Below are 13,609 nucleotides of genomic sequence, written 5' to 3'. Positions count from 1 at the left end.
CGGGTGAACAGCGGCCCGCGGGTGTGCATCGTGGGCCCGGGAACCCGGTTCCTGAGCGGGATCACCTACTACACCTTCGGCCTGGCCGGTGCCCTCGCCGGCGACGTCCGGGTGTCCGCGGTGCTGATGCGCCGGCTGCTGCCGCGCTTCCTCTACCCGGGCAGGGGCCGGGTCGGCGCGGAGATCAGCACCATCGCGATGCCGGACGGCGTCCGGACCTACGACGGCGTCGACTGGTTCTGGCTCCCCAGCATGCTGGGGGCTCTGCGGTTCCTGCGTCGGGAGAGGCCCGACGTCCTCGTGCTCCAGTGGTGGACCGGCACCGTCCTGCACACCTTCCTGGCCCTGGCGATCGCCGCCCGCCGCCGCGGCGCCCGCGTGGTCATCGAGTTCCACGAGTCGCTGGACACGGGCGAGGACCGGGTCGCCCTCTTCAGCAGGTACGTCAACCTGCTGGCCCCCCGGCTGTTCCGGATGGCCGACCAGTACGTCGTGCACTCCGAGTTCGACAGGGACCTGATCGCGCACCGGTTCGGCTTGCCGGTGGACGCCTTCCATGTGGTGCCGCACGCCAGCTACGACAACTACACGAACGCTGCCGACGAGGTGCACCGGGAGGCGCCGGAGGGTGTGCTGGCCATGCTGTACTTCGGGATCATCCGGCCGTTCAAGGGCGTCGAGGACCTGGTCCGGGCGTTCGAGGCCATCCCGGACGACCAGGCGGAGCGGTTCTGGCTGACCGTTGTGGGCGAGACGTGGGAGGGGCACACCCTGCCCACCGAGCTCATCGCGGCGAGCCCCCGGCGGGACCGGATCACGTTCGTCAACCGCTACGTCCAGGACGACGAGGTCGACGCCTACTTCCGTGGCGCGGACATCGTCGTGCTGCCCTACCACCGGTCCTCGATGAGCGGACCCCTGCAGGTCGCGATGGCTTACGGTCTGCCCGTCGTGGTCACCTCCGTCGGGGGACTGGTCGAGGCGGCCTCCTCCTACGGCGGTGCGGTGTTCGTGGCGCCCAGGGACCCCGAGTCACTCCGCGACGGGATCCTGCGGGCCGCCGGGCTCGTCGGCCAGGAGTTCTCCGCCCCGCACGACTGGGACGCCACCCGCGTGCTCTACGGCGAGGTGATCTCAGCCGCTCTCGCGGCGCGAGGGTGACGGACCTCGAGCAGCGCCCACGTGGCCGCTGCCGAGATCAGCGCGGCTCCGAGCAGGTGCAGGCCGACCAGGACGACCGGCAGGTCGGTCGCGTACTGGACGAAGCCGACCGCACCCTGAGCGACCTCGAGGCCGAGCAGCCAGCCGACGGCACGCACGGCGCCCGGCCGGGAACCGGTGGCGAGCAGCGTGAACAGCAGGCCGACGGTCAGCCCCACGAACAGGAACACCAGGTCGGCGTGCAGCCGGCTCATGTTCCCCGGGTCGAGTCCGGTGCGCACCGCGTCCTCGTCGCCTGCGTGTGGGCCCGAGCCGGTGACCACCGTGCCGACGTAGAGGACCACCCAGGCACCGGCGAAGACCACCCAGGCCAGGGTGGTGACCCGGTCGTCGTGCGGCTGTGGGAGTGGCTCGTCCAGCGACATGAGCAGGCGCACCGCCAGCCCGATGATCGCCAGGGACACCAAAAGGTGGAACGCCACGACCCACGGGTTGAGGTCCGTCAGCACGGTGACGCCGCCGATCACCGCCTGAGCCGGGATGCCCAGCGCGAGGACGGTCACCAGGATCCGGACGTCGCGACGTCCGGTGCGCCAGCCCGCGACGAACGTCGCGACGGCCACTGCGGTCAGCACGAAGGTCAGGGTGCGGTTCCCGAACTCGATGGCCGAGTGGTAGTCGAGCTCGCCGTGCGGCACATAGGACTCATCCGTGCACCGCGGCCACGTGGGGCAGCCGAGCCCCGAACCGGTGAGCCGGACCGCGCCCCCGGTCAGCACGATGCCGACGTTGGCGACCAACGTGGCCCAGGCCGCGGGGCGGAGCCAGCGGTTCACTCCCACGAGAACGTCCTCGACGCGGTCACCGCACCCAGGGCCGCCCAGCCGCCCAGAACCGCTAGGTCGCGTCCCGCGAGGCTGCCCTTCAGCAGCGCCTCGCGCATCGCCTCGCCCAGCGCCCCGGACGGCAGCCAGGTCGCGACCTCGCCGAAACCGCCGTACGCCGCGGCGGGCAGGACGACCGCGCCGCCGACCAGCAGGAGCAGGTAGACCAGGTTGGCCATCGCGAGGGTCGCCTCGGCGCGCAGGGTGCCGGCGACCAGGAGCCCGAGGGACGCGAAGGCGGCGGTGCCGACCAGGACCGCGAGCGCCGCACCGACGAGGCCCGCGACGCCGGGCGAGGGCGACCAGCCCAGCAGCGCGCCAGTCACCGAGATGACGGCGACCTGGAGGAGCTCGACGAGCAGCAGCGCCAGGATCTTCCCGGCGAGCAGGCCGGCGCGGGGGAGCGGCGAGGTGCCGAGCCGCTTGAGCACGCCGTAGCGACGCTCGAAACCGGTCGCGATCGCCAGCGAGGTGAACGCCGTGGACAGCACGGCCAGGGCCAGCACCCCGGGCGTGACCACGTCGACCACGGGGTCGTCGTAGTCGAGTCCCAGCGAGTCGGCGGCGCTCACCAGGCCGACCAGGACGATCAGCGGGATCACGATCGCGATCAGCAGCTGCTCGCCGTTGCGGAGCATCAGCCGCGACTCCATGCGCGCCTGGGTCAGGACCATCCGCGGCAACGACGCCGCGCCCGGCATGGGGGTGAAGGTGCCCGTCATGTGGCGAGCTCGCGACCGGTGACCTCGAGGAACACGTCCTCGAGGGTGCGCGTGCCCAGCGTCAGGGACTCCGGGAGGACCTCGTTGTCCTCGCACCAGTGCGACACCCGGGCCAGGGTGGAGGCGTCTGCGAGTCCGGTGACGAGCAGGCTCAGCTCGTCGATGACCACCACCTCGATGTGCTCTCCGAGCGCCGCTTTCAGGGACTCGGGGGCGCCGGGCGGGAACGGCCTGGTCACGACCAGGCGGATGCTCGAGGTCCGGCCGCCACGGGTCAGCTCGATCGGTGAGCCGCTGGCCACCATTCGGCCCCGGTCGATGATGTGGATCCGGTCGGCGAGCCGCTCGGCCTCGTCCATGTAGTGAGTCGTCAGGACCACCGTCACACCGTCCGCGCGCAGCTCCTCCATGATCGCCCAGACATCGCGCCGGACCGCGGGGTCCAGTCCCGCGGTCGGCTCGTCGACGAACACGACCTCGGGCCGGCCGACCAGCGCCATCGCCAGCCCCAGCCGCTGCTTGAGGCCGCCGGAGAGCCGACGGTAGGGCGTCCGGCCGCATTCCGCCAGACCGAGCCGCTCGGTCAGCATGGAGACCTCGAGCGGGTGCGCGTGCAGCGCGGCGATGTGCCTCAGCATCTCGTCGGCGCGGGCTCCGCTCCAGGCGCCGCCCTCCTGCAACATCACGCCTATCCGGGGGAGCAGCGCCCGGGCTTCGCGGACCGGGTCGAGGCCCAGCACCCGGACCGACCCGGACTGTGGGGTCCGGTAGCCCTCGCAGGTCTCCAGCGTGGTGGTCTTGCCCGCGCCGTTGGGCCCGAGGACGGCGGTGATGGTGTGCGGCTCCACGGTCAGCGACAGGCCGTCGACGGCGACGTTGTCGCCGTAGCGCATCACCAGCCCGTCGACGGAGACGGCGGGCTCGGACACGCTGGCGAGTGTAGGAGCCGGGCGGATCAGCCGGCCCGGCGGCGTACCTCGGTGAGGATCTCCGGCTCGTTGGTGATCAGGCCGTTCGCGCCGAGACCGACGACACGGTCCAGCGTCGGCAGATCGTCGACCGGCCAGGTCATCACCACCTCCACGTGGTCACGCAGCATCGCCACGACCGGCTCGTCGAGCAGCGAGGCGTGGACCGAGACACCGTACGGCGTCCCCGGGCCGCCGGCTCGGAGTCGGCGGCGGAGCGCGGCGAGCTCGGCGCGGTTGCGTGCCGAGAGGACCGGACGCACGAAGCCGAGAGCGGCCACCGTGTCCACGTTGGCCCAGAAGCGTCCGCACACGAGGACGTCATGCGCGGGCGCCCAGGAGTGCAGCAGCTCGGCGACGGCGCGGCCGGTGGAGGCCCGGCGGCCTTTCAGGTCGAGCATGAACGTGGTCCCGCGGTGCTCGGCGTCGAGCAGCTCCTGGAGGCCGAGCCGTGGCGCGGAGGCGGACGCCAACTCCCAGGTGTCCCAGAGGAACGGCAGGGGACCGGCGGTCTTCAGGTGGCGGACCTCGAGACGGCCGCGGTGGGCGTGGACGTCGCACTCGATGACGTCGGCTCCCAGGAGGTTGGCCGCATGCAGGCCCGCGAGGGAGTTGCCGGCCCGGTGGGCGATCGCGAGCAGGGTCATGGGCCCGCCCGGGCTCGGCTCGCCCGGACGGGCGACGGCGATCGAAGACCGCGGCGTCGCTCGAGGGCGATCGCGACGGCCAGCCCGAAGAGGGCCAGGGCGACCCCGGCCACCACGTCGACGAGGTAGTGGTTGGCGGTGGCGACGACCGCGAACGCCATGAGCAGGGGCAGGATCCACCCGATGAGACGGACCGCCAGGACCGTGCCGGCACCGGCTATCGAGATGCCGACGAGCAGGTCCCAACCGGCGTGCAGGCTCGGCATCGCGGCGTACTGGTTCACGAAGTTGGGCGGCTGGAGGTAGCGGTAGGCGGAGGAGCGCTCCGTCACCGTGTCGACCAGGTCCTGGTCCACCAGTCGCGGCGGGGCGACCGGGTAGGTGACGAAGACGACCAGCCCGAGGCCGCCGGAGACCAGCATGGCGTCCCGGAGTCGGAGGAAGACCTCCCGGTGTCGCCAGGCGAGCCAGAGCATCGTCGCGATGATGACCGGCCAGTGCCCCCAGATGTAGATCCAGTTTGCGAAGGTCACGAACGCCTCGGAGGGCGCGACTGCGTCCTGAACGGCCGCCTCGACGTCGATTCCCAGGGCGTGCTCGAACCGGATGAGGTCGTGGGCGTGGTCGACGGCGGTGTCCGGATCTGCGGCGGTGAGCCCACGCACCTGGAAGTAGAAGAACACCCCTGAGGCGACGATGAGCGCCTGCCACAGCACCCAGCGGACGCGGCGGTGCCGGAGCGCGACCGCGCGAGGCAGCAGCATCCACAGACCTCCTCGTCCCTCGGCGCGAGCGTGCTGTTAGGTCTCGATACTGACGCTGCCCCAAACTCGCGGGGAGCGCGACGGAATAAGGTCCCGATCCTGGGGACCACCGACCCCCGGGCCGAGGCGACGTCAGGCGAGGGCTGGGGTCATGGCGCGCTGCCTCCGGGTGACCAGCAGGCTCACACCTCCCAGGCTGAGCGCGGGCAGCCAGGCGAGGGCTGCCTTGAGCGTGACCGCCGCGGCGGCTGCCGTCCACGGGACGCCCGCCGCGACCAGACCCACCACCAGCGCCCCGTCGCGAGGGCTGGCGCCGTGCGGTCCCGGAAGGACCCCGGCGAGCTGGCTGGCGCCGAAGGCGCCGAGGACGGTGAGGGGCGAGAGGGTGTGGCCGGTCGCTGCGATCGTGCCCACCAGCAGCGCGGCGATGGAGAGCTGGTAGCCCGCGGACAGCACCAGGGCATGCGCGAGGGCGCGCGGGGGTGGCAGCGGTCGGCTCGGGAGCAGCCCCGGGCGGACCTTGCGCAGCACGAGGACCGCCACGATGGCGGCCAACGAGACTCCCGCGAGCGGGAGGACCAGGGTCAACGGCAGCGCGGTGCCGGCGAAGGCGACGAAAGCGGCCAGCCCGAGCGCGCCCACGAGCCGGTCGGCGCCGACACTGAGGACCGCGTCGCCACGGCCGAGACCGGCTCGCCTGAGCCGGTGCAGCCGCCACAGGTCCGCGCCGACGTGACCGGGGGTGAGCAGTCCCAGGAGCTCGGACTCGGCGTAGGCGCGCACGTGCCAGCGGCGGGACAGTGCGGCGTCGGTGAGTGCCCGCCAGCGGAGGGGGCACAGCAGGTACTTGCCGACGACCCACGGCAGCAGGCCGAGGAGCAGCGGCCAGACGGTGACGTGGGGGAGCTGCGGGAGGGTGAGCACGGGGACCAGGAGGCTCACCAGCACGCCGAGGACGAGCACGACGCGCGATCCCAGCACGGCACGGATACGGGAGAGCACGAAGGTGGATCCTTGGGGAGGGGAAGAACTGCGGGGTTACCCCCATTGTCCGGGGTGGCTGCAACTCGTGGTCGCGGAACCCCGAAATGCGATGGTTAGGGTTGCCTTCCTTGAAGCGCTCGAGCCATTAACGGCACACTGGTGTTGTGATATTCGAGGCGGACCACCCCACGCGGGAGCGCGTGGCCCGGTCGATCCTCGAGCACGGCCCGTCGACCGCTGCCGCGCTCGGTGAGCGCCTCGCCCTCACTCCGGCCGCGGTCCGCCGCCACCTCGACCAGCTGCTCGAGGAGGGCGCGGTCGAGGCGCGTGAGGCGCGCTCGCCGGTGCGACGTGGCCGGGGCCGGCCGGCCAAGGTCTTCGCTCTCACCGAGCACGGCCGCGAGGGCTTCGACCAGCAGTACGACGACCTCGCCGTACAGGCGCTCCGCTTCGTCGCCGAGACCGGCGGGGAGACGGCGGTCCGCGAGTTCGCCAACCGGCGAGTGGCCTTCATCGAGGACCGGTTCGAGGAGGTCACGACCGCCAACCCGCACCTGAGCCCCGCCGAGGTGCTGGCCCAGGTCTTCACCGACGAGGGATACGCCGCCGGCGTACGCGCCCTGCCCCTGGTCAACTCGCAGAGTGCGGGGGAGCAGCTGTGCCAGCAGCACTGCCCGGTCTCCCACGTCGCCCACGAGTTCCCGCAGCTGTGCGAGGCCGAGACCGAGGCGATCAGCCGCGTGCTGGGTCGGCACGTGCAGCGGCTCGCCACGATCGCCCACGGTGACGGGGTGTGCACCACGTGCATCCCGGCCACCCCCATTCCAAGCACGCACACGAGCAAGCCCGCGAAGAAGAAGGAGAAGGTCTCTTGACCTCCATCGAGGAGCGCAACCCCGAGCTCGAGGGACTGGGTCGCTACCAGTTCGGCTGGGCCGACAGCGACGTCGCCGGCGCGGCCGCCAAGCGCGGACTGAGCGAGGAGGTCGTCCGCGACATCTCCGCGAAGAAGAGCGAGCCGCAGTGGATGCTCGACCTGCGGCTCAAGGGGCTCAAGCTGTTCCATCGCAAGCCGATGCCGACCTGGGGCTCGGACCTGTCGGGCATCGACTTCGAGAACATCAAGTACTTCGTCCGTTCCAGTGAGAAGCAGGCGACGACCTGGGACGACCTCCCCGAGGACATCAAGAACACCTACGACAAGCTCGGCATCCCCGAGGCGGAGAAGCAGCGCCTGGTGTCCGGTGTGGCGGCTCAGTACGAGTCCGAGGTCGTCTACCACTCGATCCGCGAGGACCTCGAGGAGCAGGGCGTCCTGTTCCTGGACACCGACACCGCGCTGCGCGAGCAGCCGGAGCTCTTCAGGGAGTACTTCGGGACCGTCATCCCGGTCGGTGACAACAAGTTCGCCGCGCTCAACACCTCTGTGTGGTCGGGCGGCTCGTTCATCTACGTGCCCAAGGGCGTGCACGTCGACATCCCGCTCCAGGCCTACTTCCGGATCAACACCGAGAACATGGGCCAGTTCGAGCGGACGCTGATCATCGTCGACGAGGACGCCTACGTGCACTACGTCGAGGGCTGCACGGCGCCGATCTACTCCAGCGACTCGCTGCACAGCGCGGTCGTGGAGATCATCGTCAAGAAGGGCGGCCGCTGCCGCTACACCACCATCCAGAACTGGTCCAACAACGTCTACAACCTCGTGACCAAGCGCGCGACGTGCGAGGCCGGGGCCACCATGGAGTGGGTCGACGGCAACATCGGCTCGAAGGTGACGATGAAGTACCCCGCCATCTACCTCATGGGCGAGCACGCCAAGGGCGAGACACTCTCGGTCGCATTCGCCGGCGAGGGCCAGCACCAGGACGCCGGCGCCAAGATGGTGCACGCGGCACCGCACACCTCGAGCTCGATCCTGAGCAAGTCGGTGGCGCGCGGTGGCGGGCGGACCTCCTACCGAGGCCTGATCCAGATGAACGAGGGCGCCTACGGCTCCAAGTCCAACGTGCTCTGCGACGCGCTGCTCGTCGACCAGATCAGCAGGTCAGACACCTACCCCTACGTCGACATCCGCGAGGACGACGTGTCCATGGGCCACGAGGCCTCGGTCTCCAAGGTGTCCGACGACCAGCTCTTCTACCTCATGTCGCGTGGCATGGAGCAGGACGAGGCGATGGCGATGATCGTGCGCGGCTTCATCGAGCCGATCGCCAAGGAGCTCCCGATGGAGTACGCGCTCGAGCTCAACCGGCTCATCGAGCTGCAGATGGAGGGCGCTGTCGGCTGACGCTGACAGCCCTCCGACACCCGCACCCGCACGTAGAGAGAACAGGTAGTGACACTCACCGATGCTGCACGCGAGAGCGTGGAGTCCGTGCTCGAGCAGAAGCGCCTCGCGAGCCACCTCAACCCGCCCCCGTCCTACGACCTGGCGGACCACCCGGTCCCCAACGGTCGTGAGGAGATCTGGCGGTTCACGCCGCTCAAGCGGTTGCGCGGGATCCTCGACGGCGAAGCCTCCGACGCACACCTGGCGTGGGAGACCTCTCTGCCCTCCGGGGTGACCCTGACGCAGATCACGGCCGCCGAGGCGCGCGACATCGGCGAGCTCGCGCCCACCGACCGGCCCTCGGCGCTGGCCGTCGCCAACGCGGGCGGGGCGATGCTGCTCGACGTACCTGCCGAGGCGCAGGTCGAGGAGCCGATCGTGCTGCGGCTGCACGGCGACTCGGTCGATGACCTGGTCTGGGGCCAGCTGGTGATCCGGATCGGCCGCTTCGCCAACGCGACCGTCGTGCTCACCCACACCGGCTCGGCGCGCTACTCCGCGATCACGACCGTGCTCGTCGGCGACGGCGCCACTGCCAACGTGCTGACCCTCCAGGACTGGGACGACGACGCGGTACACCTGGGCCGCGACGCGATCCGGGTTGGCCGTGACGCCACTGTCAAGCACACCTCGATCTCCTTCGGCGGAGACCTGGTGCGGATGCACGCCAACGTCGAGTACGACGGGAGCGGCGGCGAGGCCGAGCTGCTCGGGCTCTACTTCGCCGACGAGGGCCAGCACCTCGAGCACCGCCTCTTCGCCGACCACACCGCCCCGCGCACCAAGAGCCACGTGCTCTACAAGGGCGCGCTGCAGGGTCAGGGCGCGCACACGGTCTGGATCGGCAACGTGCTGATCCGCAAGGTCGCCGAGGGCATCGAGACCTACGAGGAGAACCGCAACCTGGTCCTCACCGACGGTTGCCAGGCGGACTCGGTGCCCAACCTGGAGATCGAGACCGGTGAGATCGTGGGCGCCGGACACGCCTCGGCCACCGCCCGCTTCGACGACGAGCAGCTGTTCTACCTGCGCTCACGCGGCGTCTCGGAGAAGGAGGCACGGCGCCTGGTCGTGCACGGCTTCTTCAACGACCTGATCCGCAAGGTCGGGATCCCCTCGGTCGAGGCACAGCTGCTCGAGACCGTCGAGGCCGAGCTGGCCAAGAACGTGCTCAAGGACGTCTTCTGATGACGTTCGAACGCGCGTGCGCCCTCGCCGAGGTCCCCCTCGACGAGGCCCTCGGCGTGACGATCGGCCGCTACGACATCGCGGTCGCCCGGCACGGCGACGAGGTCTTCGCCGTCCAGGACCTGTGCTCCCACGCCGCTGTCCCGCTCAGCGAGGGCGAGGTCGAGGACTGCACCGTCGAGTGCTGGCTGCACGGGTCGCGCTTCGACCTGCGCACCGGCAAGCCCACTGGGCTCCCCGCCACCGAGCCGATCGCCACGTTCCCTGTCGACGTACGAGACGGAGACGTCTACGTGGACATCACCACCACCCTGAACGGAGTCACCCCCTCATGAGCACTCTCGAGATCAAGGACCTGCAGGTCTCCGTCGCGACCGACGACGGCGCCAAGGAGATCCTCAAGGGCGTGACGCTGACCATCAAGGACGGCGAGACGCACGCAATCATGGGGCCCAACGGCTCCGGCAAGTCGACCCTGGCCTACTCGATCGCCGGTCACCCGAAGTACGACGTCACCGGCGGCAGCGTGACCTTCGACGGTGAGGACGTCCTCGCGATGTCGGTGGACGAGCGGGCCCGGGCGGGGCTCTTCCTCGCGATGCAGTACCCCGTCGAGGTGCCCGGCGTCTCGGTGTCCAACTTCCTGCGGACCGCGAAGACCGCGCTCGACGGCGAGGCCCCCAAGCTCCGCACCTGGGTCAAGGACGTCAACCGGGCGCTCGAGCAGCTCAACCTGGATCCGACCTTCGGCACTCGCAACGTCAACGAGGGCTTCTCCGGTGGCGAGAAGAAGCGCCACGAGATCGCCCAGCTCGAGCTGCTCAACCCGAAGATGGCGATCCTCGACGAGACCGACTCCGGCCTCGACATCGACGCCCTCAAGATCGTCGCCGAAGGCGTCAACCGGTTCCGGGCGCAGGAGGGCAAGGGCGTCCTGCTCATCACCCACTACACCCGGATCCTGCGCTACATCGAGCCCGACTTCGTCCACGTCTTCGTCGACGGCCGGATCGCCGAGCAGGGCGGACCCGAGCTGGCCGAGGCCCTGGAGGCCGAGGGCTACGACAAGTATCTGCGAGCCGCCGTGTGATCGAGGGACTGCTCCCCGAGCTGGAGGTCATCCGCAAGGACTTCCCCATCCTCGAGCGCACGCTCGCGGGCGGGAAGCCCTTGGTCTACCTCGACAGCGCCAACACCTCGCAGAAGCCCCAGGTCGTCATCGACACGATGGTCGACCACCTCGAGCACCACAACGCCAACATCGCCCGGGCCATGCACCAGCTCGGCGCCGAGTCGACCGCGGCCTTCGAGGCGGCCCGCGACAAGGTGGCGTCCTTCCTCAACGCGCCCTCGCGCAACGAGGTGGTGTTCACCAAGAACGCCACCGAGGCCCTCAACCTGCTGGCCCGCACGATCCCGCTCGGTCCGGGCGACAACGTCGTCATCACCGAGATGGAGCACCACTCCAACATCGTGTCCTGGCAGCTGGCCTGCGAGCGGACCGGCGCCGAGCTGCGCTGGTTCGGCCTGACCGACGACGGGCAGCTCGACCTCGCCAACGCCGACCGGCTGGTCGACGAGAACACCAAGGTCGTGGCCTTCACATGGGTGTCCAACATGCTCGGCACCATCAACCCGGTCGCCGAGCTCGCGGCCCGGGCTGCGAGCGTCGGCGCCTACTCGGTCATCGACGCCTCCCAGGCGGTGCCCCAGCTGCCGGTCGACGTGGCGGCCACCGGTGCCGACTTCCTGGTCTTCACGGGGCACAAGACGGTCGGCCCGACCGGGATCGGCGTGCTGTGGGGACGCGAGGAGCTGCTCAACCAGCTCCCGCCCTTCCACGGTGGCGGCGAGATGATCGAGACGGTCACCATGGCGGGGTCCACGTACGCCAGAGCGCCGCACCGTTTCGAGGCCGGCACCCCGCCGATCGTCGAGGCCATCGGGCTCGGGGCGGCCGTTGACTACCTCGCCCACATCGGCATGGACGCCGTGCACGCGCACGAGCAGGCCGTCACGGCGTACGCGCTCGAGGGCCTGGCCACCGTGCCTGGCCTCACCGTGCTCGGGCCCCTGGACGCCGCCTCGCGCGGGGGAGCGATCTCCTTCGAGCTCGACGGGGTGCACCCGCACGACGTCGCCCAGGTGCTGGACTCCCAGGGCATCGCGGTCCGGGCCGGCCACCACTGCGCCAAGCCCGCGCACGCGCGGTTCGGCGTGCAGAGCTCGACCCGGATGTCGTCCTACCTCTATACGACACCGGCCGAGATCGACGCACTGGTCGAGGGCCTGGAATACACCCGTTCCTACTTCAAGTTGACCTGAGTAGCCATGGACCTCGACAGCCTCTACCAGGAGATCATCCTGGACCACTACAAGCACCCGCACCACGCGGGCTTGCGTGACCCGTTCGAGTCCGAGGTGCACCACGTCAACCCGACCTGCGGTGACGAGGTGACCCTCCGGGTGCACCTGGACGACGGGGTGGCCGGGGAGAAGGTGGTCAGCGACGTCTCCTACGACGCCGTGGGCTGCTCCATCTCCCAGGCCTCGGCCTCGGTGATGACCGACCTGGTCATCGGCAAGACCGTCGACGAGGCGCTGGCCGTGCACGGCGAGTTCCTGGCGCTGATGCAGGGCAAGGGCACCGTCGAGCCCGACGAGGACGTGCTCGAGGACGGCATCGCCTTCGCCGGGGTCGCGAAGTTCCCGGCGCGCGTGAAGTGCGCTCTACTGTCGTGGATGGCCTGGAAGGACGCCACGACCCAATCTCTGGAGGCTCAGCCATGACCGCCCAGCCCGACCACAGCGACCTTCCCGACGTCCCCGAGGCGATGCCATCGGCGAGTGGCGGCACCTCGACGGTCACCGTCGAGGACGTCACGGAGGCGATGAAGGACGTCGTCGACCCCGAGCTCGGCATCAACGTCGTCGATCTCGGACTGGTCTACGACGTGCACCTCGACGATGGCTCCAACTGCGTCCTCGACATGACGCTGACCTCGGCGGCCTGCCCACTGACCGACGTCATCCAGGACCAGACCAACTCGGCCCTCGAGGGCCTGGTCAACGACGTGGCGATCAACTGGGTCTGGATGCCGCCGTGGGGCCCGGACAAGATCACCGACGACGGCCGCGAGCAGCTGCGCGCCCTCGGCTTCAACGTCTGAGTCCGAGCCGCGACACCGCGAGGAACGAGCGGGGTCGCGACGCGAGGAGGTCGAGCGAGCCCGCGGCCGTGTCTCGACGACGCTCGCTGCGCTCACGGCTCGACAACCAAGCTTGCGAACCCGCGACGGCGGGTCGAGACCCAGCCGCTAGCGTCGCGACAGTGACCACCGTCCTCGTCCCGAGCGACCGGGTGGAGCGTTGGGTCGCCAACTTCTCCGATCGCCACGCCGGCGCCGAGCTCCGGGTGACTGACGGGGCGCTCTCCGGCGTCGCAGTCGACGGCTCGAGATTCCAGGCGCGGCTGCCGTTCGTCGGCGACTACGACGGGCTGGCGGACGCTGCGGCGTTCGTGGCGGCGATCCGACCCCCAGACGACTGGGGTGTGCTCCTGGTCCGCAAGGGCGGGTTCGCGGTCGCTCGGCTGGCGGGGGAACGGACCGTCGAGTCCAAGGTCGGCCAGCGGCACGTGCAGGGCCGGACCAAGGCGGGCGGGCAGAGCCAGCAGCGGTTCGCCCGGCGTCGCGACAACCAGGCGCGGCAGGCGTACGAGGCGGCCGCCGAGCACGCCGTCCGCATCCTCGGGCAGCGGCCGCTGCTGGTGGTGGCCGGAGGTGACCGGGCCGCGGTCGACGAGGTGCTGTCCGACCCGCGGCTACGGGGCGTCGTCGTCGTGGAGCCGTGGCTGCCGGTGCCCGACCCCAGGCGAGGAGTGCTCGAGAAGGCGATCGACGACGCGTGCTCGGTCCGGATCGAAGTCCACAATGCCGAAGGACCCGGCTGATCGGGCC

At 70.4% G+C, this 13,609-nt stretch carries 16 protein-coding genes; 10 read left to right on the top strand and 6 right to left on the bottom strand.

Annotated elements, in window-relative coordinates; all coding sequences use genetic code 11:
* Positions 1 to 3: 3 nt before the first annotated feature.
* A complete protein-coding gene (locus ACYVC6_RS19365; RefSeq protein ID WP_460716092.1) occupies positions 4 to 1,161 on the top strand; it encodes a glycosyltransferase family 4 protein in 1,158 nt (385 codons plus the stop codon).
* Here the strand turns inward: ACYVC6_RS19365 and ACYVC6_RS19360 are convergent.
* From ACYVC6_RS19360 to ACYVC6_RS19335, 6 genes are all read right to left on the bottom strand, one after another.
* Positions 1,119 to 2,003, bottom strand: coding sequence for a COX15/CtaA family protein (locus ACYVC6_RS19360; protein WP_460716091.1), 885 nt, complete (start codon positions 2,001 to 2,003; stop codon positions 1,119 to 1,121). The genes ACYVC6_RS19365 and ACYVC6_RS19360 overlap by 43 nt on opposite strands.
* Positions 1,994 to 2,767, bottom strand: coding sequence for an ABC transporter permease (locus tag ACYVC6_RS19355; RefSeq protein ID WP_460716090.1), 774 nt, complete (start codon positions 2,765 to 2,767; stop codon positions 1,994 to 1,996). Before ACYVC6_RS19355 ends, ACYVC6_RS19360 begins: the two co-directional genes overlap by 10 nt.
* The gene (locus tag ACYVC6_RS19350) at positions 2,764 to 3,696 is read right to left on the bottom strand and encodes an ABC transporter ATP-binding protein (protein WP_460716089.1); all 933 of its coding nucleotides are present in this window, start codon (positions 3,694 to 3,696) and stop codon (positions 2,764 to 2,766) included. Before ACYVC6_RS19350 ends, ACYVC6_RS19355 begins: the two co-directional genes overlap by 4 nt.
* A gap of 26 nt (positions 3,697 to 3,722) precedes the next feature.
* Entirely contained in the window at positions 3,723 to 4,382 is a 660-nt protein-coding gene (locus ACYVC6_RS19345) for a glycerophosphodiester phosphodiesterase (RefSeq protein ID WP_460716088.1), read from the bottom strand.
* Positions 4,379 to 5,146 carry a phosphatase PAP2 family protein gene (locus tag ACYVC6_RS19340; protein ID WP_460716087.1) on the bottom strand — a complete coding sequence of 256 codons (768 nt, stop codon included), beginning with the start codon at positions 5,144 to 5,146 and terminating at the stop codon, positions 4,379 to 4,381. Before ACYVC6_RS19340 ends, ACYVC6_RS19345 begins: the two co-directional genes overlap by 4 nt.
* Before the next feature lie 132 nt (positions 5,147 to 5,278).
* Entirely contained in the window at positions 5,279 to 6,148 is an 870-nt protein-coding gene (locus tag ACYVC6_RS19335) for a lysylphosphatidylglycerol synthase domain-containing protein (RefSeq protein ID WP_460716086.1), read from the bottom strand.
* Positions 6,149 to 6,294: 146 nt separating this feature from the next.
* Between ACYVC6_RS19335 and ACYVC6_RS19330 the strand changes: the two genes are divergently transcribed.
* The 9 genes from ACYVC6_RS19330 to ACYVC6_RS19290 all read left to right on the top strand — a co-directional run bounded on the left by ACYVC6_RS19330 (position 6,295) and on the right by ACYVC6_RS19290 (position 13,602).
* Positions 6,295 to 7,005 (top strand): helix-turn-helix transcriptional regulator, encoded by a 711-nt coding sequence (locus ACYVC6_RS19330; protein WP_460716085.1) that lies wholly within the window; start codon positions 6,295 to 6,297, stop codon positions 7,003 to 7,005.
* Positions 7,002 to 8,420, top strand: a complete 1,419-nt coding sequence (sufB, locus tag ACYVC6_RS19325; RefSeq protein ID WP_460716084.1) for a Fe-S cluster assembly protein SufB — start codon at positions 7,002 to 7,004, stop codon at positions 8,418 to 8,420. The genes ACYVC6_RS19330 and sufB overlap by 4 nt, the downstream gene beginning before the upstream one ends.
* 48 nt (positions 8,421 to 8,468) lie before the next feature.
* Positions 8,469 to 9,650, top strand: coding sequence for a Fe-S cluster assembly protein SufD (gene sufD, locus ACYVC6_RS19320; RefSeq protein WP_460716083.1), 1,182 nt, complete (start codon positions 8,469 to 8,471; stop codon positions 9,648 to 9,650).
* Positions 9,650 to 9,985, top strand: coding sequence for a non-heme iron oxygenase ferredoxin subunit (locus ACYVC6_RS19315; protein ID WP_460716082.1), 336 nt, complete (start codon positions 9,650 to 9,652; stop codon positions 9,983 to 9,985). Before sufD ends, ACYVC6_RS19315 begins: the two co-directional genes overlap by 1 nt.
* Positions 9,982 to 10,740: a Fe-S cluster assembly ATPase SufC gene (sufC, locus tag ACYVC6_RS19310; protein WP_460716081.1), complete on the top strand. Its 759-nt coding sequence runs from the start codon at positions 9,982 to 9,984 to the stop codon at positions 10,738 to 10,740. The genes ACYVC6_RS19315 and sufC overlap by 4 nt, the downstream gene beginning before the upstream one ends.
* Positions 10,740 to 11,975, top strand: coding sequence for an aminotransferase class V-fold PLP-dependent enzyme (locus tag ACYVC6_RS19305; protein WP_460716522.1), 1,236 nt, complete (start codon positions 10,740 to 10,742; stop codon positions 11,973 to 11,975). The genes sufC and ACYVC6_RS19305 overlap by 1 nt, the downstream gene beginning before the upstream one ends.
* Positions 11,976 to 11,981: 6 nt before the next feature.
* Entirely contained in the window at positions 11,982 to 12,440 is a 459-nt protein-coding gene (gene sufU / locus ACYVC6_RS19300; protein ID WP_460716080.1) for a Fe-S cluster assembly sulfur transfer protein SufU, read from the top strand.
* Positions 12,441 to 12,484: 44 nt separating this feature from the next.
* Complete coding sequence (locus ACYVC6_RS19295; RefSeq protein ID WP_460716521.1) at positions 12,485 to 12,820, top strand: metal-sulfur cluster assembly factor; 336 nt, start codon at positions 12,485 to 12,487, stop codon at positions 12,818 to 12,820.
* Between the two features lie 161 nt (positions 12,821 to 12,981).
* Positions 12,982 to 13,602, top strand: a complete 621-nt coding sequence (locus ACYVC6_RS19290) for an acVLRF1 family peptidyl-tRNA hydrolase (protein WP_460716079.1) — start codon at positions 12,982 to 12,984, stop codon at positions 13,600 to 13,602.
* Positions 13,603 to 13,609: the final 7 nt, after the last annotated feature.

This window comes from Nocardioides dilutus (genome assembly GCF_054779555.1).
Note: the sequence above shows the minus strand (reverse complement) of the source record. Positions and strands in the feature narration are given on the sequence as shown.

Excerpts from the sequence above, each read along its gene's own strand:
- ACYVC6_RS19340 (WP_460716087.1), bottom strand. The coding sequence starts at position 5,146 with ATGCTGCTGCCTCGCGCGGTCGCGCTCCGGCACCGCCGCGTCCGCTGG.
- sufC (WP_460716081.1), top strand. The coding sequence starts at position 9,982 with ATGAGCACTCTCGAGATCAAGGACCTGCAGGTCTCCGTCGCGACCGAC.
- ACYVC6_RS19295 (WP_460716521.1), top strand. The coding sequence starts at position 12,485 with ATGCCATCGGCGAGTGGCGGCACCTCGACGGTCACCGTCGAGGACGTC.
- ACYVC6_RS19345 (WP_460716088.1), bottom strand. The coding sequence starts at position 4,382 with ATGACCCTGCTCGCGATCGCCCACCGGGCCGGCAACTCCCTCGCGGGC.
- sufU (WP_460716080.1), top strand. The coding sequence starts at position 11,982 with ATGGACCTCGACAGCCTCTACCAGGAGATCATCCTGGACCACTACAAG.
- ACYVC6_RS19315 (WP_460716082.1), top strand. The coding sequence starts at position 9,650 with ATGACGTTCGAACGCGCGTGCGCCCTCGCCGAGGTCCCCCTCGACGAG.
- ACYVC6_RS19355 (WP_460716090.1), bottom strand. The coding sequence starts at position 2,767 with ATGACGGGCACCTTCACCCCCATGCCGGGCGCGGCGTCGTTGCCGCGG.